24 protein-coding genes and 3 pseudogenes are annotated in these 19,819 nt (G+C 49.7%); 23 read left to right on the top strand and 4 right to left on the bottom strand.

From position 1 onward, the window contains the following. Positions 1–40: 40 nt before the first annotated feature. From E1963_RS10415 to E1963_RS10410, 4 genes are read left to right on the top strand one after another with little or no spacing between them, the layout of a single operon-like run. Positions 41–526 carry an ABC transporter ATP-binding protein gene (locus tag E1963_RS10415; RefSeq protein ID WP_279230713.1) on the top strand — a complete coding sequence of 162 codons (486 nt, stop codon included), beginning with the start codon at positions 41–43 and terminating at the stop codon, positions 524–526. Continuing rightward, positions 453–740, top strand: coding sequence for an ATP-binding cassette domain-containing protein (locus tag E1963_RS21285; protein ID WP_349764538.1), 288 nt, complete (start codon positions 453–455; stop codon positions 738–740). The genes E1963_RS10415 and E1963_RS21285 overlap by 74 nt, the downstream gene beginning before the upstream one ends. Continuing rightward, entirely contained in the window at positions 740–1,276 is a 537-nt protein-coding gene (locus tag E1963_RS20630; RefSeq protein WP_243117671.1) for a hypothetical protein, read from the top strand. Before E1963_RS21285 ends, E1963_RS20630 begins: the two co-directional genes overlap by 1 nt. Beyond that, positions 1,260–3,032, top strand: a complete 1,773-nt coding sequence (locus E1963_RS10410) for an ABC transporter permease (protein ID WP_243117670.1) — start codon at positions 1,260–1,262, stop codon at positions 3,030–3,032. The genes E1963_RS20630 and E1963_RS10410 overlap by 17 nt, the downstream gene beginning before the upstream one ends. 148 nt (positions 3,033–3,180) lie before the next feature. Here E1963_RS10410 and E1963_RS10405 read toward each other — a convergent pair whose 3' ends face one another. Continuing rightward, on the bottom strand, positions 3,181–4,059 hold the full coding sequence (locus tag E1963_RS10405) for a DMT family transporter (protein WP_132277747.1): 879 nt from the start codon (positions 4,057–4,059) through the stop codon (positions 3,181–3,183). A gap of 5 nt (positions 4,060–4,064) precedes the next feature. Beyond that, positions 4,065–4,952 carry an AraC family transcriptional regulator gene (locus tag E1963_RS10400; RefSeq protein ID WP_132277745.1) on the bottom strand — a complete coding sequence of 296 codons (888 nt, stop codon included), beginning with the start codon at positions 4,950–4,952 and terminating at the stop codon, positions 4,065–4,067. A gap of 116 nt (positions 4,953–5,068) precedes the next feature. Between E1963_RS10400 and E1963_RS10395 the strand changes: the two are divergent. From E1963_RS10395 to recQ, 4 genes and pseudogenes are all read left to right on the top strand, one after another. Further along, a pseudogene (locus tag E1963_RS10395) lies at positions 5,069–5,459 on the top strand (AIM24 family protein). A 35-nt stretch (positions 5,460–5,494) separates the two neighbouring features. Then, positions 5,495–6,108 (top strand): annotated as a pseudogene (locus E1963_RS22680) (sugar O-acetyltransferase). Positions 6,109–6,131: 23 nt separating this feature from the next. Next, a complete protein-coding gene (locus tag E1963_RS10385) occupies positions 6,132–6,551 on the top strand; it encodes a pyridoxamine 5'-phosphate oxidase family protein (RefSeq protein ID WP_132277809.1) in 420 nt (139 codons plus the stop codon). Beyond that, positions 6,551–8,386 carry a DNA helicase RecQ gene (recQ, locus tag E1963_RS10380; protein ID WP_132277743.1) on the top strand — a complete coding sequence of 612 codons (1,836 nt, stop codon included), beginning with the start codon at positions 6,551–6,553 and terminating at the stop codon, positions 8,384–8,386. Before E1963_RS10385 ends, recQ begins: the two co-directional genes overlap by 1 nt. 31 nt (positions 8,387–8,417) lie before the next feature. Here the strand turns inward: recQ and E1963_RS10375 are convergent, their stop codons facing one another. Further along, positions 8,418–9,176: a GNAT family N-acetyltransferase gene (locus E1963_RS10375; protein WP_132277741.1), complete on the bottom strand. Its 759-nt coding sequence runs from the start codon at positions 9,174–9,176 to the stop codon at positions 8,418–8,420. Between the two features lie 202 nt (positions 9,177–9,378). Here E1963_RS10375 and E1963_RS20625 point away from each other — a divergent pair, with 202 nt between their 5' ends. The 11 genes and pseudogenes from E1963_RS20625 (at position 9,379) to E1963_RS21920 (ending at position 13,829) form a co-directional block, all read left to right on the top strand. Beyond that, the gene (locus tag E1963_RS20625; protein ID WP_243117669.1) at positions 9,379–9,945 is read left to right on the top strand and encodes a LytR/AlgR family response regulator transcription factor; all 567 of its coding nucleotides are present in this window, start codon (positions 9,379–9,381) and stop codon (positions 9,943–9,945) included. After that, positions 9,942–9,989: pseudogene (locus E1963_RS22675) on the top strand (hypothetical protein); the annotation flags it as partial. The gene E1963_RS20625 and the pseudogene E1963_RS22675, both read left to right, overlap by 4 nt. 58 nt (positions 9,990–10,047) lie before the next feature. Beyond that, the gene (locus E1963_RS20615) at positions 10,048–10,395 is read left to right on the top strand and encodes a hypothetical protein (RefSeq protein WP_243117678.1); all 348 of its coding nucleotides are present in this window, start codon (positions 10,048–10,050) and stop codon (positions 10,393–10,395) included. Then, positions 10,373–10,789, top strand: coding sequence for an ATP-binding protein (locus tag E1963_RS10365; RefSeq protein WP_132277739.1), 417 nt, complete (start codon positions 10,373–10,375; stop codon positions 10,787–10,789). The genes E1963_RS20615 and E1963_RS10365 overlap by 23 nt, the downstream gene beginning before the upstream one ends. 14 nt (positions 10,790–10,803) lie before the next feature. Continuing rightward, positions 10,804–11,016 carry a hypothetical protein gene (locus E1963_RS10360; protein ID WP_243117668.1) on the top strand — a complete coding sequence of 71 codons (213 nt, stop codon included), beginning with the start codon at positions 10,804–10,806 and terminating at the stop codon, positions 11,014–11,016. Positions 11,017–11,099: 83 nt separating this feature from the next. Continuing rightward, complete coding sequence (locus tag E1963_RS10355; RefSeq protein ID WP_243117667.1) at positions 11,100–11,465, top strand: SdpI family protein; 366 nt, start codon at positions 11,100–11,102, stop codon at positions 11,463–11,465. A 169-nt stretch (positions 11,466–11,634) separates the two neighbouring features. Next, positions 11,635–11,868 carry a class I SAM-dependent methyltransferase gene (locus E1963_RS21925; protein WP_315974334.1) on the top strand — a complete coding sequence of 78 codons (234 nt, stop codon included), beginning with the start codon at positions 11,635–11,637 and terminating at the stop codon, positions 11,866–11,868. Positions 11,869–11,871: 3 nt separating this feature from the next. Further along, positions 11,872–12,423 carry a class I SAM-dependent methyltransferase gene (locus E1963_RS10350; RefSeq protein WP_330570781.1) on the top strand — a complete coding sequence of 184 codons (552 nt, stop codon included), beginning with the start codon at positions 11,872–11,874 and terminating at the stop codon, positions 12,421–12,423. 51 nt (positions 12,424–12,474) lie between these two features. Then, positions 12,475–12,774, top strand: coding sequence for a GNAT family N-acetyltransferase (locus E1963_RS10345; protein ID WP_132277737.1), 300 nt, complete (start codon positions 12,475–12,477; stop codon positions 12,772–12,774). 23 nt (positions 12,775–12,797) lie between these two features. Beyond that, complete coding sequence (locus tag E1963_RS10340; RefSeq protein WP_132277735.1) at positions 12,798–13,496, top strand: DNA alkylation repair protein; 699 nt, start codon at positions 12,798–12,800, stop codon at positions 13,494–13,496. 36 nt (positions 13,497–13,532) lie between these two features. Then, the gene (locus E1963_RS21920) at positions 13,533–13,829 is read left to right on the top strand and encodes a hypothetical protein (RefSeq protein WP_330570776.1); all 297 of its coding nucleotides are present in this window, start codon (positions 13,533–13,535) and stop codon (positions 13,827–13,829) included. Here E1963_RS21920 and E1963_RS10330 read toward each other — a convergent pair. After that, positions 13,826–14,062 carry a hypothetical protein gene (locus tag E1963_RS10330; RefSeq protein ID WP_066579771.1) on the bottom strand — a complete coding sequence of 79 codons (237 nt, stop codon included), beginning with the start codon at positions 14,060–14,062 and terminating at the stop codon, positions 13,826–13,828. The genes E1963_RS21920 and E1963_RS10330 overlap by 4 nt on opposite strands. Positions 14,063–14,275: 213 nt before the next feature. Between E1963_RS10330 and E1963_RS10325 the strand changes: the two genes are divergently transcribed. From E1963_RS10325 to E1963_RS10310, 4 genes are all read left to right on the top strand, one after another. Then, positions 14,276–14,743: an HAD family hydrolase gene (locus tag E1963_RS10325; protein WP_132277733.1), complete on the top strand. Its 468-nt coding sequence runs from the start codon at positions 14,276–14,278 to the stop codon at positions 14,741–14,743. Positions 14,744–14,916: 173 nt separating this feature from the next. Further along, entirely contained in the window at positions 14,917–16,731 is a 1,815-nt protein-coding gene (locus E1963_RS10320; RefSeq protein ID WP_132277731.1) for a hypothetical protein, read from the top strand. 135 nt (positions 16,732–16,866) lie between these two features. Continuing rightward, on the top strand, positions 16,867–18,378 hold the full coding sequence (glpK, locus tag E1963_RS10315; protein WP_132277729.1) for a glycerol kinase GlpK: 1,512 nt from the start codon (positions 16,867–16,869) through the stop codon (positions 18,376–18,378). Next, positions 18,378–19,808 (top strand): NAD(P)/FAD-dependent oxidoreductase, encoded by a 1,431-nt coding sequence (locus E1963_RS10310; RefSeq protein ID WP_132277805.1) that lies wholly within the window; start codon positions 18,378–18,380, stop codon positions 19,806–19,808. Before glpK ends, E1963_RS10310 begins: the two co-directional genes overlap by 1 nt. Positions 19,809–19,819 lie beyond the last annotated feature (11 nt).

Raw genomic sequence — 19,819 nt, 5'->3', positions numbered from 1 at the left:
CATCCGGGACAGCATACATAGAAAAGGAGAGGCAGTAAGCATGAGTATCGTGGCATTAAAAGGCGTAAGCAGAACATATGAAAGCGGAGGACGAAAGGTATATGCCCTTAACAAAGTATCATTTACCGTAGAAGAGGGAGAATTTACTGTCATACTGGGACCAAGCGGCGCGGGCAAAAGTACGCTTCTGAATATTCTTGGAGGAATAGACCACGCTGATGAAGGGGAGGTAAGGATTTCCGGCCTGGACATCGCTGCGTTGAATGAAAAAGAGATGTCTGGCTACCGGGCCGAAAAGGTAGGGTTCGTATTTCAATTTTATAATCTGATCCCGACATTGACCGTCCGGGAAAATGTAGCGCTTATGCAAGAGCTGAAAAGGATGTCGCGTCTCCGGATGAGGCGCTTGAAAAGTCGGCCTCGAAGGCCACGGGGGCAAATTCCCGGACCAGCTGTCAGGAGGAGAACAGCAGAGGGTATCTATCGCGAGGGCGATAGCCAAGAATTCCGACTTGCTGCTCTGTGACGAACCGACAGGCGCCCTGGACAGCGAGACAGGCTGCATGGTGCTGTCAGAGACCAGGAGGCTATGCAAGGAGGAAGGCTGTACGACGCTCATTGTCACTCATAATGCCAATCTTGCCAAAGCAGCCGACAGGATCGTCAGGGTAAAGAATGGTAGGGTCGTCGAGAATCTAGTGAATGAACGTCCCGTTAGTATAGAAGAGGTGGACTGGTAATGTTAATAAGAAAGATGCTGCGGGATATATATAAAAATAAAGTACAATTTACGGTCATTTTTCTCATGATGTTTATAGGATGCTTCCTTTTTTCCGGAATTACAGGAGAATGGAAAGGCCTGGAGAAGATTTTTAATAATTATATACATAATCAGAACATGGCGGATATATGGGTGTTTCATCATTTTTCGGAAACCAATCTAGAGCAGATTAGGAAAGATGACCGCATTACAGAAGCGGAAGGCAGGATGTTCCTGCCGATGGTTCCCGCAGATAACAGAGAAGCTTCGCTGGATACCTATGTGGCAGAAAGTGACAATATATCAAGGCTTCACGTCAAGGAAGGGATTCCATTTGACAGCAGCCAAAAAGGCATATGGCTGGACGCGCTGTATGCCAAAGAGAATCATTACAAGGTCGGCAGCTATATGGAGTTACAGTACAAAGGCCTGGAAATCAAGGGGAAGATCCTCAGTCTTGTCTATAGTCCGGAATATATATGGTGCATCCGAAGGCGGGATGATGCCGGAACATAAGAATACGGGTTTTACATGGATTAGTCCGAAGCTTCTGCCCGGAGAAGTTCCATACATTTTGAACGAGATTGTGGTAAAGACTGCAAGGCCGGAAAATAAACAACTCATACAGGATATACTTGGCGACGGCAAAATAACGTCGTCAGAGGTGTCCGGCTATCCGGGCCTATCCATGGTGAAAGATGAGATAGAGCAGCACAGGACGATAGGAACGGCTTTTTCAGCCGCATTTCTTCTGATAGCCGTGATGATCGTCATGACGACCATGCATCGGTTGCTGAAGAATCAGAAGATGCAGATAGGCATACTGAAGGCATTGGGTTTTACAAAGAAGAGGCTGATTATCCATTATCTGTCTCACAATGCCTTTATCTGCCTTGCCGGAGCATTTGGAGGATTCGTATGCGGATACCGTTTCCTGCCGGGACTGATATACAGGTTTATGAAGCAGATGTATGTATTGCCTCTGTGGGAAGGGTATCTTCCTCCTGCTTATTATCTTCTGCCGCTTGGCTGCACGTCCCTCTGTGTGATTATCAGCGGTCTGATCTGCCGAAAATATCTTAAGCCGGACGCGGCCACTGTATTGTATGCTGATAAGCCTAATGGAGGTGTGAAGGAGCTTCCAAGAGCAGCCGGCTTCCTTGGATTTGCAGGAAGATGGAATCTCAGGGCCATCGCGAGGAACAGGCTGAGAAGCTTTATGAGCCTGTGCGGCATCCTCGGCTGTACGGCGCTTCTGTTCTGTGCGTTTGCGCTATATGATACATTTGTAAATCTATCGGACTGGACGTTTACGAAACAGCAGGAGTATGAATGCAAGATAACGGAGCTGCCGGAGGAACAAGGACAACAGGACATTCTCGCGATGACGGACGGGGAATACCTGATGGAGAGCAGCGCATCCATCCTTACAGGGGAAGCGTCATCAGAGCCAGACGGTGAAGGAGACAGGAAAAGTAAGAAGGCGGAGAAAAAAGACGTTACACTTACCGTGGCAGAAAGCACGCGATACGTGAAGCTGGCGGAAGATCTGGATACATTTACGAGGGTGGACGGAGGAGCCGCGCTGTCAAAGAAGACGGCAGACAGCCTTGGCATCAGGAAGGGGGATGTCATCTCATGGAAACCGGCAGGCGGCAAGTCATATATAAGGTCTGAGGTAAAAGCAATCATCCGCACGCCGCTCAGCCAGGGTATTGTCATGATGCGGGCAGATTATGAGGATGCAGGCCAAGTATATGAGGCACATGCCATCATCGGAAAGGAACCGGAACATGGCTTTGGCCCTTACGAAGACGAATGCAGCATATCATACCAGAAGGAACTTACCAAGAGTGTGGATTCCATGATGGATGGAATGGTGATGATGATAACTATCCTCGTACTTGGAGCAGTAATTCTTGGAAGCGTCATGCTGTATAACCTGGGCATACTGTCTTATATGGAACGGTACCGGGAATTTGCGACGATGAAGGTGCTCGGATTTGCAGATAAGAAGATACGGAAGATAATGATACAGCAGAATGTATGGCTGTCCGTACTTGGGATACTTATCGGCATGCCGGCGGGATACGGACTGCTTTACTATCTGCTTTCCACCATACCGGACTCTAGGGATATGCCGGTATTTATAAAGGCTGGATCGTGGGTGCTGAGTGCAGCAGGAACGCTTATCCTGTCCTTCCTGATCAGCCGGATAGTGTCCAGAAAGATTCCGCACATTGACATGGTAGAGGCGCTGAAGGCGGAGTAATTAGGAGTTTTGTAAACCAGACGCCGATGGGAAGGTATGGGGAAGAGGCTCCGATGCGTCCGGGAACTGCGACTATCACACAGATTCCTAAGCTTGTGGGATGTTCGCCGATAGCGGCTCCCCGCCCGCAGCCACTTTACTTACCCCTTCACTTATGTTCTGATATCCATAGACCGGCCAGGGTCAGCAGCATGCCGATACAAGACTTCATCGTGACGTGCTCTTTCAGCACGATTACGGAGGCGGTCACGGTGATGACGGGCACAAGGTAGATGTAGACGCTCGTCCTTACCGCTCCGAGGATCCGTACGGCAGCGTTCCAGGTGACAAAGCAGAGCGCGGAGGCTCCCAGTCCCAGGAAGAGCATGTTTCCGAGGCTGACCGGACTTATCAGCGCTTTTAGGTCAGGAGCAAACCCAGAGAAGAGCATCACCGGAACCATGAACATGATGCCGTAGAAGAAGACTCTTCGTGTCGTCTCTATCGTGGAATACCCGTACCCGGAGATCTTCTTCGTCAGTACAGAGTAGCAGGCCCAGATGAAAGCAGCCAGCAGCGCAAGGAAGTCTCCGGTCGGGTTCAGGCTTGCACTTCCGTCTGAAAAGCTGATCAGGCAGATTCCAGCCATTGCAGCCACGAATCCGAGAAAAAATGGTACGCCGAGCGGTTCCTTCTCCCGTGAGGAGAGCCGCGCAAGTATGGCGGTGAAGAAGGGGGCTGTGGAGATGATGACTCCCACGTTGGATGCCTGGGTCAGGGTCAGGGAGATGTTCTCCAGCAGGTAATAGAGGCAGATGCCGCACAGGCCTGCAAGGAGAAAGGTTCCTTCCTGCTTTCTTCCTCTCAGCGGCATAAACTTTGGACGGACGCACCACAGTGCGATATAGCCGATGATAAACCGGATAAATAATATCTCGATTGGTGTAAAGTCCTTAAGAAGCACCTTTGTGGAAATGAAAGTAGTGCCCCAGATGAGTATGGTTATGAATGCGGCCACATGGCCTTTGGCTTTGCTTGTCTCTGACATGTCTGTTATCGTTCCTCTCTCTTGCCGTAACCTGTATTCCCTACCGGCGCATTTCTGGATGTGCCGGTACTGCTATCTGTAAATATCCGCTGGTACTGCTTGGGAGTAAGGCCTGTAAATTCCCGGAAAAAGTTTGTAAAGTGGCTCTGATCCGAGAATCCCGCCCTATCGGACGCATCGATAGGCGGAACGCCCTGTTCCAGAAACTTCTTGGCCCGTGTGAGACGTACGGTCTGGAGATAGCGGTATGGGGAGACCCCTACCTGTCGGGTAAAGGACCTTATGAGATATGACTTCCCGAAGCTCGTCATAGTAAGCAGGTCATCCAGGGTTATGTTATCGGAGAAATGTTCGTCCATATAGCTGCATAACGTCTGTATCTGCGGATTGGGCTGTATAATTTCCACCTCGTCAAAAGGTGCGGCATAGTCTTCCAGGACTTGATGGAGGAGGAAGAAGAACGCTTCCTCCCTCTCCAGGCGCGGACCGCCCTTTAAGATGGCGTCATACAGCCTTCCGAGCGATTGGGTGATATCGCTCTGGTACACGACATTTTGGGTGAAATGCGGGACAAACGGCTTCCCTGTGATTTCCGATGCGGCTCTTTCCATGATATCCGGGGGAATGTTGACAGCCCGGTAATCCAGTATCTCGCCTCCGAGGGGCGCGCAGTAATGGTTGTCGTTAGGGTTGAACAAGATGAGATCCCCGGCTGTCAGGTCGTACTCCTGTGCCTTGCACCAGAGATGCCTCCTGCCGCCTTCCACGAATCCGATGACATAGAATTTATGAAAATGGTTGGGAAATTTCTGGACGATTCCACTTAAGTTATATGCTTCTATCTTCAAATCGCGGTCGTAGTATACGTGCCGCTGTTCCTGTTCTCTTGGCATTATATTCCTCCTTGATGGCACTTCTGATGCACTGATGATATTTTAACACATCTTCGGAAAGTTTTCTTGAATGATGTGACACTTATGTTATACTTGGTAAAAAGGAGGATGTGAATATGAGGTATGAGATTCAGGGCGAGACGCTTCCGGTCGTCATCTGCCGGCTTGAGGCCGGGGAGCAGATGATTACAGAAGGCGGAGGCATGGCATGGATGTCGCCCAACATGCTGATGGAGACGACGACCAACGGTGGAATCGGGAAAGCCTTTGGGCGGATGTTCACCGGTGAGAAGATGTTCCAGAATATCTATACGGCACAGGGCGGCGATGTCTGCCACTTGCAGCATGGAGATACAGAGTGTTCCGGGTGTGAAGAACATGCTGTTTGGAGGCGAAGGTATCTTTAACACCGTCATTACAGGGCCGGGTAAAGTCTGGCTTCAGACGATGCCTATCAGCAATGTGGCCGGCGTGCTCAGACCGTACCTTCCGTCATCGGGTTCGTAAGCCTGGCGGAATAAACCATAAGATGGGAGCAGGATATGACAGAGAAAGAATTGATGTTATCAGAACAATTATATATTGCGGACGACCCAGAACTTACGAGAGAGTTCATGCGGGCAAAGCGTCTTACGCGGCTGTATAACAGTACGACAGAGGAACAGATGGATTACCGTACGCAGCTTTTAAAGAACTGTTCGGAAGGACGGGGGAGAATCTGCACATCGAACCTACATTCCGCTGTGATTATGGAACGAACATCTCCATAGGAGAAAATTTCTATGCCAATTATGACTGTATCATCGTAGATGTGTGCAGTGTCACGATAGGAGACGACGTATTCTGGGGGCCGCGGGTGTGCGTCTATACCGCAGGGCACCCGATTGACGCAAAAGTACGCAATACACAGCTGGAATTCGGCAGGAAGGTATCCATTGGCAGCAATGTGTGGATTGGCGGCAATACGGTCATCAACCCGGGAGTCAGCATCGGCGATAATGTAGTGATAGGCTCCGGCTCTGTGGTGACGAAGGATATCCCGTCCGGAGTGATAGCAGCAGGCTGTCCGTGCAAAGTGCTGCGTAAGATTGATGAGGACGACAGGACATACTGGGATGAGCAGGCGCGGAAGTACAAAGACAACAAAAGAAATTAGAAAGAAGGCAGGACAAAGATATGATGAGAAATCCGGTTCAGACGATAGGCAGCCTGATCGATAAAAACAATTTGAACGTTGTCAGCTACATAGACGAGGAAGGGTTTCCCGTCAGCAGGGCCATGCTTCCTCCAAGGGAACGTGATGGCATCCGGACCTTCTGGTTCACGACCAATACATCATCGAACAAGGTGAAGTGCTACCGGAAGAATGCGCAGGCAAGCATATATTTTGTCGATAAACGGTTTTACCGAGGCGTATGCCTTATGGGGACGATGGAGGTACTGGAGACCCCGGAAGCGAAGGAAAGGATCTGGCGTGACGGAGACACGATGTATTATGAAAAAGGCGTGACGGATCCGGACTACTGCGTACTGAAGTTCACGGCAGTAAAAGGACGGTATTACAGCAATTTCCATTCGGAGGATTTTGAGATACGATAATGGATAAATACGAAGTTTTAAAACAATATTTTGGATATGACGAGTTCCGGGACGGGCAGAATGTGCTGATCGACAGCATCCTCGAAGGAAGAGACACGCTTGGCATCATGCCGACCGGTGCCGGCAAATCGCTCTGCTATCAGATACCGGCCCTTCTGATGCGGAGCATTACGCTCGTCATATCACCGCTTATATCACTGATGAAAGACCAGGTCGAAGCGCTGAACCAGGCGGGGGTCCATGCGGCGTATCTGAACAGCTCTCTTACGCTGAACCAATACCACACGGCGCTGCGGTACGCGAAGGAAGGACGGTATCCCATCATCTATGTGGCTCCTGAACGGCTGGATACAGGCGAGTTCCTGGACTTTGCCCTTCATACGGACATCTCTATGGTGGCGGTAGACGAGGCGCACTGCGTATCACAGTGGGGACAGGATTTCAGGCCCAGTTATCTGAAGATTGTAGACTTTATCGAGAAGCTTCCTATGCGCCCTGTGGTGAGTGCGTTTACCGCGACAGCCACGAAGGAAGTCAGGGAAGATATTGCAGATATACTGCAGCTTCAGAATCCTCTTGTCACTTCTACCGGTTTTGACCGTCCGAACCTGTACTTTGCAGTACATTCCCCAAAGGATAAGCTCGAAGCCCTGCTGAACTATACAGAGCGGCACAGAAAAGAGAGTGGCATCATCTACTGCCTGACCCGTAAAAATGTGGAGGATGTGTGCGACAGGCTTAAAGAGGCGGGATTTTCTGCCACAAGATACCACGCGGGCCTCAGTGACAAGGAACGGAAGTCGAACCAGGAGGACTTCATCTATGACCGCTCAGATATCATGGTGGCGACAAATGCATTTGGCATGGGGATAGATAAATCCAACGTCAGATATGTGGTGCACTACAATATGCCGAAAAATATGGAGAGCTACTATCAGGAAGCCGGAAGGGCAGGAAGGGACGGCGAAGCCTCCGAATGCATCCTTCTGTACGGCGGCCAGGATGTGGTGACGAACCAGCTCTTTATAGACAATAACAGGGAGAATGACCAGCTGGATGAGCTGACGATGGAGATTGTAAAAGAGAGGGATAGGGAGCGCCTGAGGAAGATGACGTTCTACTGCTTTACCAAGGAATGCCTCCGGGACTATATTCTTCGTTATTTTGGAGAGTACGGGGACAACTACTGTGGAAACTGCAGTAACTGCCTATCGCAGTTTGAGACGGTGGATGTCACAGAGAGCGCAGCTGCTATCATCGGCTGCGTATCGTCATGCCGGCAGCGCTATGGCGTCAATGTCATTCTGGATACCGTACATGGCTCGAAGACGGCGAAGATCCGCCAGTACCATATGGATGAAAATCCGCAGTATGGGGCGCTGGCTAAGGTTCCTGCCTACCGTCTCCGGCAGATTGTCAACCATCTGCTGCTCGGAGAATATCTCATGCTGACGACGGACGGCTACAGTATCGTTAAGCTGACCGCCAGATCAGGACAGATACTCGACGGGAAAGAGCAGATTACGATGAAGATGCCGAAGGACGCAGAGAAGGAAACGAAGAGCCGCAAGAAGGCAAAGGGCAGAAAGACAAAAGCAGCAGGGCTTTCCGCGGCAAATGAGCCTATGTTCGAGAGGCTGAGGGCACTCAGGAAGGAAATAGCAAGAGAAGAAAAAGTGCCCCCATATCTCGTATTTTCTGACAAGACACTTGTCCACATGTGTGTGGAGAAGCCGGAAGATAAGCAAGGTATGCTGTCTGTCTCCGGAGTGGGAGAGTATAAATATGACAAATACGGCGAACGGTTTTTAAAGGAGATTCAGAAGCTCCGGTAACAGGCCGGCAGATGCCGAATGCTTCTGGCATCTAAAGCCCGTGTGCATGAAGAAATTTTTCAAATTTCTTTTCGCCAAATATTTCATTTGTGATGAATTCTCCGTCATAATAGAAGCTGTACGTCGTAAAGGGAGTAGGCGCCTCCTGAGCCTGACGGGCTGTTTCCAGCTTGTGGACCGTAACTGTGGTTCCATGCTGTCTGGCGGTATCCTGGATAAGGGGGACATACTTTGCAGTGTGTGGGCATTGGTTCGTGTAATACAGGACCATTCCCTTTTCCTCGATCGTTCCAGATGTGGCACAGCCCTTGAACTTTGGCACAGGCGCTGTATCTGAAAAAGGTAGGTAGTAGAGTACGAAATACGGGCTGGCAGTATCGGCAGCGGTAAAGCCTTTATATTTCATATAGTCCGGGTCTGGCAGATAGCTTCTTTTTTTCTCGGAGGCAATAATCGTGATACCGCATTTCCCCTTTGCCTTTGCATCTTCGATGCATTGATCGAGCAGCTCGTTGGCATATCCCTTCCCCTTATGCTGTCCCGATATCCAGAAACAGTTGATATGCATGTACCCTGGCGCATCAATCGGATACCAGGCATTTTCGGCAGGCATGTATTCGATAAAAACTTTGCCTCTTACATCTGCTTTCAGAAACACAAGTCCGTCCGGCAGGTTCTCTTTCATCCATGCCTTTTTGGAAGAGACGCAGTTTTCCCCTTTCTTGTCTGCGATACAGCAGCAGATATGCTCCTTCTCTATATTTTTCTCGTCAACAGTTATATATTCCATCTTTTACTCTCCTTTTAGTTGTATTTGCTCTATTGTAACACGTGTAATCTGACAACGGCTTGTCAGGTTTTCCGCAATTATTTGAGTCCGCTGCTTCCGGCCGTATCTTATGCGCCTGATTCTGTATCTGGCGACATAGATATTGTCGGCTCGGATATTTACCGATATAATGAAATCAGCATGAAAAGAGAGGGTAGAGAATATGTATCATGTTGCTATCTGTGATGACGATATGCTGGTGCGGATGCTCATCCGCACAGCGGTAGAAAGGTCGGGTGCAGAGTGCCTGATAAGCGAGTTTGCCGACGGGGCAGACCTGATAGACGGATATAAGGGATATGATGTGCTATTCCTGGATATCGATATGCCTGAGACCGACGGGCTGGAGGCGGCCGCCGTAATCAGAAGGACAGACCACGCCGTCAGAATCATCTATGTCACCGGCTATGAGGATTATATGAGCCGCTCTTTTCTTGTACACCCGTTTGCCTTTCTTCTCAAACCTGTGGATGAGGAGGAGATCAGGAGCCAGTTCATAGAGGCATGTGACTATGGCAAAGAGAGAGGACGGGAGGGGCCCCTACATTTGGCTGCCTGCGAAGGCGTGTTAGAAATGGATGTGTATGATATATATTACATGGAATATGTGGGGCGGAAAATACGCATGGTAACTAAGAACGGGGAATATCTTCTGAGGGGAAAGATTACCGAACTGGCGGAGCGGATGGAAGCATATGCTTTGCTGCCCCGCACAAGAGCTTTACCGTGAACCTCTACCATGTAAAGTCAATCAGAGGATATGATATCCATATGATGAACGGTGATATCATACCGCTGTCACAAAAACGATCCGCACAGTTCAGGGGCCGGCTTGGCAGACGGCAGGCAGTTCGAGGACGTGTCAGGCTTCCAGTTTGCCGGACTTTTTCTTCCGCCGCTGATCAGTGCATTTATCATCGCGTCCCTCATCGTACTCGGCAATGTTTATATACAGTTATACGGGGCGTATCTGGTTATCGTGGATATATGCTTCCTGGTGTTCATGAACCTGTATATCCTGTATCTGTTTTCTTACCAGTCCAGGAACAGGAAGCTGAAGGAAGAGCTGAAGACGTTCCAGAGGCAGAGCGAGATGCAGTACCACTATTATAAAAAGCTGGAAGAGAAGTACGAGTCGTCAGTACACGGACAGCCATATGCTGAACATCATACTGAATGACAAGGCGGAGACGGCCAGGCAGAAGAACATACGCATGGAAGTCAGTATAGGCAAGATACGGCTCGGGCATATGAAGGATATGGATGTGACGACTGTATTTGCCAATCTGCTGGATAATGCGCTGGAGGCTGCAGAAGGGTCCGGAGACAAGAGATACATTACTGTAAAGGCAGATGCCTTTCGTGAATTCAGCGTCGTCAAAATATGTAATTCATATGATCCTGCGTTGAAAAAAGACGGGAAAGATACTGAACACAGAGGGATTGGACTTGGCAATGTGCGTCAGACGCTGCAGCGCTGCGGGGGCGGCATGGATATTGAAGAAAAGGACCGGGAATTTGCGGTAAGCATTACGATTCCGGGCCCGGTAGGAGACGCGGCTGAAACAGGCTGAAGGCGGCGGAAGAGGTGATCGACTTGGTAAACGCGGAAGAGTACGAAAAACTGGCGGAAGAGAAATGGAACGCACAGCTTAAGGCGGCACTTCCGGCAGAGACGATGGTCAGCCAAGTGCAGCCTGTAGTAGAAGAACTGGGGGCATTCAAGAGCTATGGGAATGAGGCGGTGGCCGGAAGCGAAGATAAAGATACGGAGCAGGAATTTGCGGTGGCTGTCCTATGAAGAACGGAAAGCGCAGTATACGATTACGTTTGATAAGAATATGAAAGTGGCTGGTTTTTTTATTAAATAGATAGGGATGAGCTATGTATATATTTTTGTTCTGCATGGTCCTGCTGACTCCGGCGGTGGTGGCACTGACTGGATGCATATGGAGGAAACATCCTCCGGCTTCGATAAATCTGGCATATGGGTATCGGACAAAGAGGTCCATGATGAATAAAGAGACATGGACCTATGCACATAAATGCTGTGGGAACGTGTGGTGCAGAGGGGGCATCATTCTGCTATTGCTGTCGGCGGCAGCTATGGTGTTATTGAAAAACAGAGACTATGAGACTGCTTCCATGTATATTGTAAGCTTTCAGCTCGTGGCGGTCTGCCTGTCTATCGTGCCGGTCGAATCGTCGCTTAAGAAGCACTTTGATGAATATGGCAGGCGTATACGGTAACAGGTATAAATTGAGGGACTGGGTAAAACCAGCCCCTCTTTTCTGGCTTGCCATAAGATATTAAAACATGTATCGGTAGAGGTTATGTTATACATTTTGAACTTCATTTGCTATAATATAAAATAAAGTGTATTGCAGAATTGTATTTTTATAGAAAGCAGGTGCCGGGATGATTAAGGATAAAAGTATAGATAATGGCAGAGAATTTGACTGGGGACGCACCTCAGAAGATTACGCGAAGTACAGGGACATCTATCCGGAGGAATTCTACAAGAGGCTTCTGGATAAGGGGGTGTGTATGAAAGGGCAGACCGTGCTGGATATAGGGACGGGGACGGGAGTTATTCCAAGGAACATGTACCGGTATGGCGCAGACTTTACAGGCATAGATATATCAGCGTAGCAGATCGGACAGGCGAAAGCATTAGCAGAGGAATCCGGGATTAAGATAGAGTTTTGCTGTGTACCAGCAGAGGAGAGCCATTTTCCGAACAACCACTTTGGCGCTGTAACAGCATGCCAGTGTTTTACGTACTTTGACCATGCGGCGCTTGCGCCCCATATCTGTCATATGCTGAAACCCGGTGGGATATTTGCAGTTCTGTATATGGCGTGGCTGCCGTTCGAAGATGAGATAGCAGGCAAGATTGAACAGCTTATCTTGAAGTACAATTCTGAATGGTCAGGCTGCAATGAGATGAGACATCCGATAGTGATACCGGACATTTATCATGAGTTTTTTACCATAGAAAAGGAGGATGTATTCGATGTGTATGTACCTTTTACAAGAGAGAGCTGGAATGGCAGGATGAAAGCATGCCGGGGCATCGGGGCATCGCTGCCGGAAGAGGACATAGGGAAGTTCGATGAAGAGCACATGGCAATGCTTGAGGAGACAGCTCCCCGGCGCTTTGATATCCTGCACTATGCAGCGATGACAACGATGAGGAAAAAGTAAGGGTGCAAAGCGTATCTGCGTCGGGTATCATATTCAAGGGGGTAAGAAGGAATGAAAGAAAAGAAAGGTATCATTATATTAAGTGTGTGCCCTTGTAAACTGACGCTATCCGGCAGCCATATCGCCGGCATATTTGTGGAGGGTGCAGCCCAGTCAGGTGGGATTGGGAAAGCGCTTCTGGATTATATGAAGGATAAAAGGCCGGCATTAGAATTATGCGTGTATGAGAAAAATAAGCGTGCCGTCCGTTTCTATGAACGCGAAAAATTTCAGTCTGCATCAGAAGGCATCGATATGGATACCGGAGAAAAAGAGATCATAATGACGTGGGATGCCCGAAGCGGTGCATAGCGGCAGAGAAAGCAGGATAGGACATGAACAATACAGAGATCAGAACAATGTTGAAAGAGATGGCAGAACCAGAATTCCAGAAATTCTCCAGCTCACTTATACCCGAGATTCCCTCAGGCAGCGTCATCGGCGTCCGTCTGCCCAGGCTGCGCAAACTGGCAAAACAGATAGCGAAAGAAGACTGGCGCACATATCTTCAGACGGCATCAGACGCAAGCTTTGAGGAGATCATGCTCCAGGGTATGGTGATCGGTTATGCAAAAGCGGGAATACAGGAGATTCTAAGCTGCATAGATGCATTTCTGCCCAAGATAGATAACTGGTCCGTTTGCGACAGCTTCTGCACAGGACTCAAGATAACAAAAGAACACCCGGAAGAGATGTATGAATACATACAGACAAAGCTTAAGTCCAGACGGCCGTACGACATCCGCTTTGCAGTAGTCATGCTTATAGATTATTATATCGACGACGCATATATCGAGCAGGCATTATCAGCCATGGAACAGATACACGAAGAATCATACTATGTAAGAATGGCTGTAGCCTGGGCAGTGTCCATGTATTACGTATACAATCCGAACTATACGGAGACATTTCTGCAGCATACTGCCTTAGACGATTTCACATATAATAAAGCACTTCAGAAAATATGCGAATCGAGGCAGGTGACGAAAGGAACAAAAGAAAAAATTCGGGGGATGAGGAGGAAATTTTCATAGGGGTCAGACCCCTGTGTTGAAAGGGGTCTGACCCCTATGAAAATTATGAAAAAAGTCAGTCAATTTACAGAGGGCAGAATCTTGTCTCCTCTAATTGGATTTGCGCTTCCGGTGCTGCTGGAACTGCTCGCGGTTCCGATTACTGTCATGCTGCAGGGCATTGCCGGTGCGTTCGGGGTAAGGATACCGGTGTCCTGCCTTATGAGCCAGATTGTGCCGGTATCTTTGTTCCGCATCGGACTGGCCACACCTGCATCCACTCTGCTGCAGATTGTCCTTTGTGCAGGCTACTATATATGGATAGAAAAACGGGCGGCCGCCGGCGCCCGTTAGACATTCATATCTTTTAAGGAACGAATCAGTTCAATATCCTCAGCCATGAGTCTCAGATTTGAAGTATAATTCTGCCCGTCGGGCGTGGACACCGCAATTTCAACGACAGTCCCTTCTGTAAGCGCATGTTCAGAGACAGCATCCAAAAACAAAGGAAACTTAGGATGCCTGGCTTTAAACTTCTCCAATTGGGCTTTCAGCTGCTGTAACAGAGCAATGGAATTTAAATTCATTCTTTTATTACCTCCACATCTTATCAGTTTGGGCCAGGTCCTGCGTATACCTGATATCGCTACAACTATAGCGGATTTGCCGGTAAATGTCAAAGCGGAGGGCCGGTGAAAATAAAGTGGGCAGTACTATAAAAATGTATTGGATTCATACAAAAAATAATGTAAAATGTTAGGAAACTGATTGATTATGATATGACAAAGAGGAGGCCTGAAATGAAGATAGATATTCCTGATTACAAAGTGTTAGACTTGAAGTATCTGGTACTCGATTACAACGGCACAATTGCAGTGGACGGAAAGATTCCACAGGGAGTGAGGAAACAGATTAAAGCCTTGGCGGAGCAAGTCGAGGTCTATGTGCTGACGGCAGATACATATGGGAGTGCGGAAGAAGAATGTGCCGGACTGCCTGTGAAGATAGAGACTTTCCCATCCGGGAATGCGATGGCAGCCAAAGATGCGATTGTGGAATCTCTTGGAAGGGAAAGCTGCGCATGCATGGGGAATGGAAGAAATGACCAGCTCATGTGCAGGATGGCAGCGTTATCCATCGCTGTAATGGATTCGGAAGGTATGTGCGGCAAACTGATTAGGGAAGTGGACGTATGTGTCCGCTCGATTGAAGAAGGGCTTGAGCTGATGCTGAACCACATGCGACTGATAGCAACCCTGAGAGGATAGCCTGCTACCGTGCTGCATAGCCGTAACACAGAAAAAACACACTATCATCATATTTTTACCAAATTATCCGTATATAGTATATGTTGAATTTACTGAGTACGGCGCGGGCAGGTATTTGTGTCCGTGTGCCGCGCCGGCACAGGATTATAACTGCGACAGAAAGGGTGAAATGTATGAAGAAAAGAGTTGTCTGTGTTCTGGCAGGAACGCTCATGGCCGCTATGGTCGTGTCGGGATGCCAGAAGGGCAGTACGGAAGAAAAGACAGAGACATTATATGGGGAGATTGCAGAAATAGACGGAGATAAGATTACGCTGGCACTCGCAGAAGAGCCTGAGATGAGAGAGGCCCCGTCAGGAGATAAGCCGGACGGAGAGGCGCCCGCAACAGCTCCGACAGACGGAGAATCATCAGATGGCAGCGGAACTCCCCCGGAAAAGCCGGATGAAGAATCTGTATCAGACGGTAAAGCTCCGGACAGCGAAGCTCCTGGTGGAGGAGATATGCCGCAGGGCGGTCCGGGAGGGATTACCCTGACAGGAGAAGAGCAGACAATTACAACCGACAAGGATACAAAGGTAGAAAAGACGAGCGCAAAAGGTGCAGAACCTGGGAATGAAGATGATGCCAAGAAGGATGCTGACGCACAGGCAGATACAAAAGAGGCGTCCCTGGATGATCTCCAGGAAGGGGATATCGCATCTGTAGAGATGCAGGGAGAAAAAGCAGTCAGCATTACGATTCAGAACAGGGGCAGCATGTCAGAATCAACTACTGGAAACATTGAACTTTCTGGTGTGTATACGGTTGATGGAAAAGAAGAGATGTCGGATGGAGAGACGTATGCTTCTACAAATGCAGATGAGAATGCCGTGCTTGTTAAAAACGGAGGAGCCCTTGAGCTTACGAACACGGTGCTTAAAAAGTCCGGCGACAGCAGCAGTGCAGATGAGAGTAACTTTTACGCCGTTAATGCAGTCCTGGCTGCATCCGAAGGAAGCACAGCAACGATGAGCGATATCACGCTGACGTCGGATGCAGAAGGATCGAATGCAATATTCGCTACGGGAGAAGATTCAAAGATTACCGTAAATAACGTAAAGATTCATACGAAGGGGAACTCGTCAAGAGGGCTGGATGCCACCTACGGTGGCAGTGTGATAGCGACCAATGTTGACATAACTACCGAAGGAGCGCATTGCGCTCCGATTGCCACAGACCGCGGAGAAGGGACGATAACAGTGGACAGCGGTACGCTTTCAGCCGCAGGGGACGGAAGTCCGTGCGTCTACTCTACAGGAAACATTACAGTAAAAGGGGTGACAGGAACAGCAGCAGGAAGCCAGGCGGCTGTCGTAGAGGGCAGGAATTCCATCACCCTTGAAAAATGCGATCTGACAGGTGCCGGCGAGAACGGCGTCATGCTCTATCAGAGCACGTCAGGAGATGCGGCGGAAGGGACCGCCAAGTTCTCCGCTTCAGACTCTAAGCTGTCTTCTACGTCTTCGGGACCGATGTTCTACATTACCAACACGGACGCGGAAGCTACGCTTGAAAATACAGAGCTGACTTATAACAGCGATATTCTTGTCAGGGCTTCTGGAAACAATACGAACAACTGGGGAAGAGAAGGTTCCAACGGCGGTAATTTCAAACTGAACGGAATCAACCAGAGACTCATCGGTGACGTTGCGTGCGATGAGATAAGTACGGTAGAAGTCAGCCTTACGAAAGGAAGTATCTTAAAGGGTACGGTCAATGGTGAGAATACCGGCAAAGAAGTGCGGATCAGCCTGGATAAAGATTCCAGGTGGGAACTTGCCGGAGATTCTTATCTAACGTCAATCACTGACAAGGACAAGGATCTGGAAAATATAGTTTCTAATGGCCATAACATATATTATGATGCATCAGACAGCGCAAACGAATGGCTGGACGGGGAAACGGTCGAACTAAATGGCGGCGGTTCATTGACACCGGCCGCCTGATTTACCGGATGCAGACAAAACAGCATGGATTGGCTCTCTGTAAGAGCAGCCGGAAATTTATAATGAGCAAGAGGTCCGGCTGTGTTATAATCTGCTTATGGATACAGGCATCAAAGACTATTGAGAGGTGATTATATGGCAAAGTACGTAATGGCGCTGGATGCGGGGACGACGAGCAACCGATGCATCCTGTTTGATGAAAAGGGTGGGATATGCAGCGTAGCCCAGAAAGAATTTACCCAGTATTTCCCAAGACCAGGGTGGGTAGAGCACGACGCGGATGAGATATGGTCTACGCAGCTCGGAGTGGCTGTAGAAGCCATGAGCAAGATTGGAGCCGAGGCAGCAGATATTGCTGCCATCGGGATTACAAACCAGAGGGAGACGGTCATCGTATGGGACAGGATTACCGGTGAACCGGTGTACCATGCAATCGTCTGGCAGTGCCGGCGTACAGCAGAATACTGCGACAGCCTGAAGGAGCAGGGACTGGAAGAGCTTTTCCGGAAGAAGACAGGCCTGAAGATCGATGCCTATTTTTCAGCTACAAAGATTAAATGGATACTGGACCATACACAGGGGGCGAGAGAACGTGCCCGGCGGGGCGAGCTGCTGTTCGGTACGGTAGAGACATGGCTCATATGGAAGCTGACAAAAGGCCGGGTCCATGTGACGGATTATTCCAATGCGTCGCGGACGATGCTGTTTAATATCAATACGCTGGAATGGGATCAGGAGGTTCTGGAACTGATTGGCATTCCAAGAAGCATGCTGCCGGATGTGAAGCCGTCAAGCTACGTATACGGAGAGGCGGATGCCTCCTTTTTAGGCGGGGCCATACCGATAGGCGGAGCGGCGGGTGACCAGCAGTCAGCACTGTTCGGGCAGACATGTTTTCTGCCGGGAGAGGCGAAGAATACATATGGCACCGGATGCTTTCTGCTTATGAATACAGGTGAAACGCCGGTGTTTTCAGAGAACGGCCTGGTGACGACCATTGCATGGGGACTGGACGGCAAGGTATACTACGCTCTGGAGGGATCTATATTTGTAGCCGGCGCGGCCATCCAATGGCTGCGCGATGAACTGCGGCTGATCGACTCCTCGGCGGATTCCGAATATATGGCGAAGAAAGTGCCGGATACGAACGGATGTTACGTGGTACCTGCATTTACAGGGCTCGGTGCACCACATTGGGACCAGTATGCAAGGGGAACGATGGTAGGGCTGACGCGGGGCGTGAACAAGTATCATATCATCCGGGCGACACTGGAATCGCTGGCCTATCAGGTGAATGACGTGCTGAAGGCCATGGAGGCTGACTCAGGCATACATCTGAGCGCGTTGAAAGCAGACGGCGGGGCGAGCGCCAATGACTTCCTCATGCAGACGCAGGCGGACTTGAGCGGGGCGCCGGTCAACCGGCCGCGATGTGTGGAGACGACGGCTATGGGGGCAGCCTATCTTGCCGGGCTTGCAGTCGGATATTGGAAAGATAAAGAAGAGGTAGTAAAGAACTGGGCGATAGACAGGACGTTTGAACCTCAGATAGCGGAAGAAGAGAGGACGAAGAGAATCAAAGGCTGGAACAAGGCAGTCACGTATGCATATGACTGGGCCAAAGACGAGGAAGAGGAAGGCGTATGATGTATGATGCAGTAATTATAGGAGCCGGAGTAACCGGCAGCGCAATCGCGCGGGAACTGTCCATGTATGAAGGAAAGTTCTGCGTGCTCGAGCGGGAAGAGGATGTATGCTGCGGGACGTCTAAGGCCAACAGCGGCATTGTCCATGCGGGACATGATGCCGTTCCAGGAACTTTAAAGGCGAAGCTTAATGTCCGCGGCAATGAACGGATGGATAAGCTTGCAGAAGAGCTGGACATACCGTTCGTGCGCAACGGCTCGCTCGTCGTATGTACGGACGAACGGGACAGAGGAAAGCTGGAACAGCTGTATGAGAATGGGCAAAAGAACAAAGTGCCCGGCTTGATGATACTTTCCGGTGATGAAGTGCGTGAGCTGGAGCCTGCTATTTCAGAAGCTGCAGTTGCGGCGCTGTATGCCCCCACCGGCGGCATCATATGCCCGTTTGAACTGAATATTGCCATGGCAGAAAATGCGTGTGCAAATGGCGTAGACTTCAGGTTCCAGGCAGAGGTGGCGGAAATCAGGAGAAGTGCAAGCGGGTATGAGGTTGTCGCGGGAGGCTGCACCTATGAGACAAGAGTCGTCATTAATGCTGCGGGAGTGTATGCGGATGTATTCCACAATATGATTTGCAGCGATAAGATACATATTACACCGCGAAGAGGCGAATATATGCTGATGGATAAGCCGGCAGGCGCGCACGTAAGGCGGACGATATTTACCGTGCCCGGTGCATATGGCAAGGGGGTGCTTGTCACCCCTACGGTGCACGGAAACCTGATTGCAGGGCCGACCGCGCAGGACATTCAAGACAAGGAGGCGACAAAGACTACCTTGGACGGGTTGGAGGAAGTGCGGAAAAAAAGTGGTCTGGCAGTCCGGGATGTACCTCTCGTGCAGGTCATCACTTCTTTTTCGGGATTACGGGCTCATGAACGAGGGGGAGACTTCATAATCAGAGAATCTGCGGAGCGGTTTTTTGACTGTGCAGGCATCGAGTCACCCGGCCTGACAAGTTGTCCGGCCATCGGCGAGATGGCTGCAGAGATGGTGGCAGACCGGCTTGCCCTCCATAAGAAGAAGGATCATATCGCCAGGCGGCGGGGAATCCTGCGGCCGGATACGCTGTCGGACGAAGAAAGAAATGAGCTTATGCAAAGAGACCCGGCTTATGGCAATATTGTCTGCCGCTGTGAGATGATAACAGAAGGAGAGATTCTGGATGCAGTCAGAAGGCCCCTTGGGGCAAAGACGATGGATGGCGTCAAACGGCGTACAAGAGCTGGAATGGGGCGGTGCCAGGGTGGATTCTGCGCCCCGAAGGTGATGGAGATACTGGCGCGCGAACTCGGAGTGGGCCTGCTTGATGTAACGAAGTCCGGGGGAAAATCAACCATGCTTACAGGCAGAGTTAAGGAAAGGTTATAGGAGGAGCGCTA

The organism is Extibacter muris, from assembly GCF_004345005.1.
In the GTDB taxonomy this organism is placed as follows: Bacteria; Bacillota; Clostridia; order Lachnospirales; family Lachnospiraceae; genus Extibacter; species Extibacter muris.
This window is presented reverse-complemented; position numbering and strand designations above follow the sequence as displayed.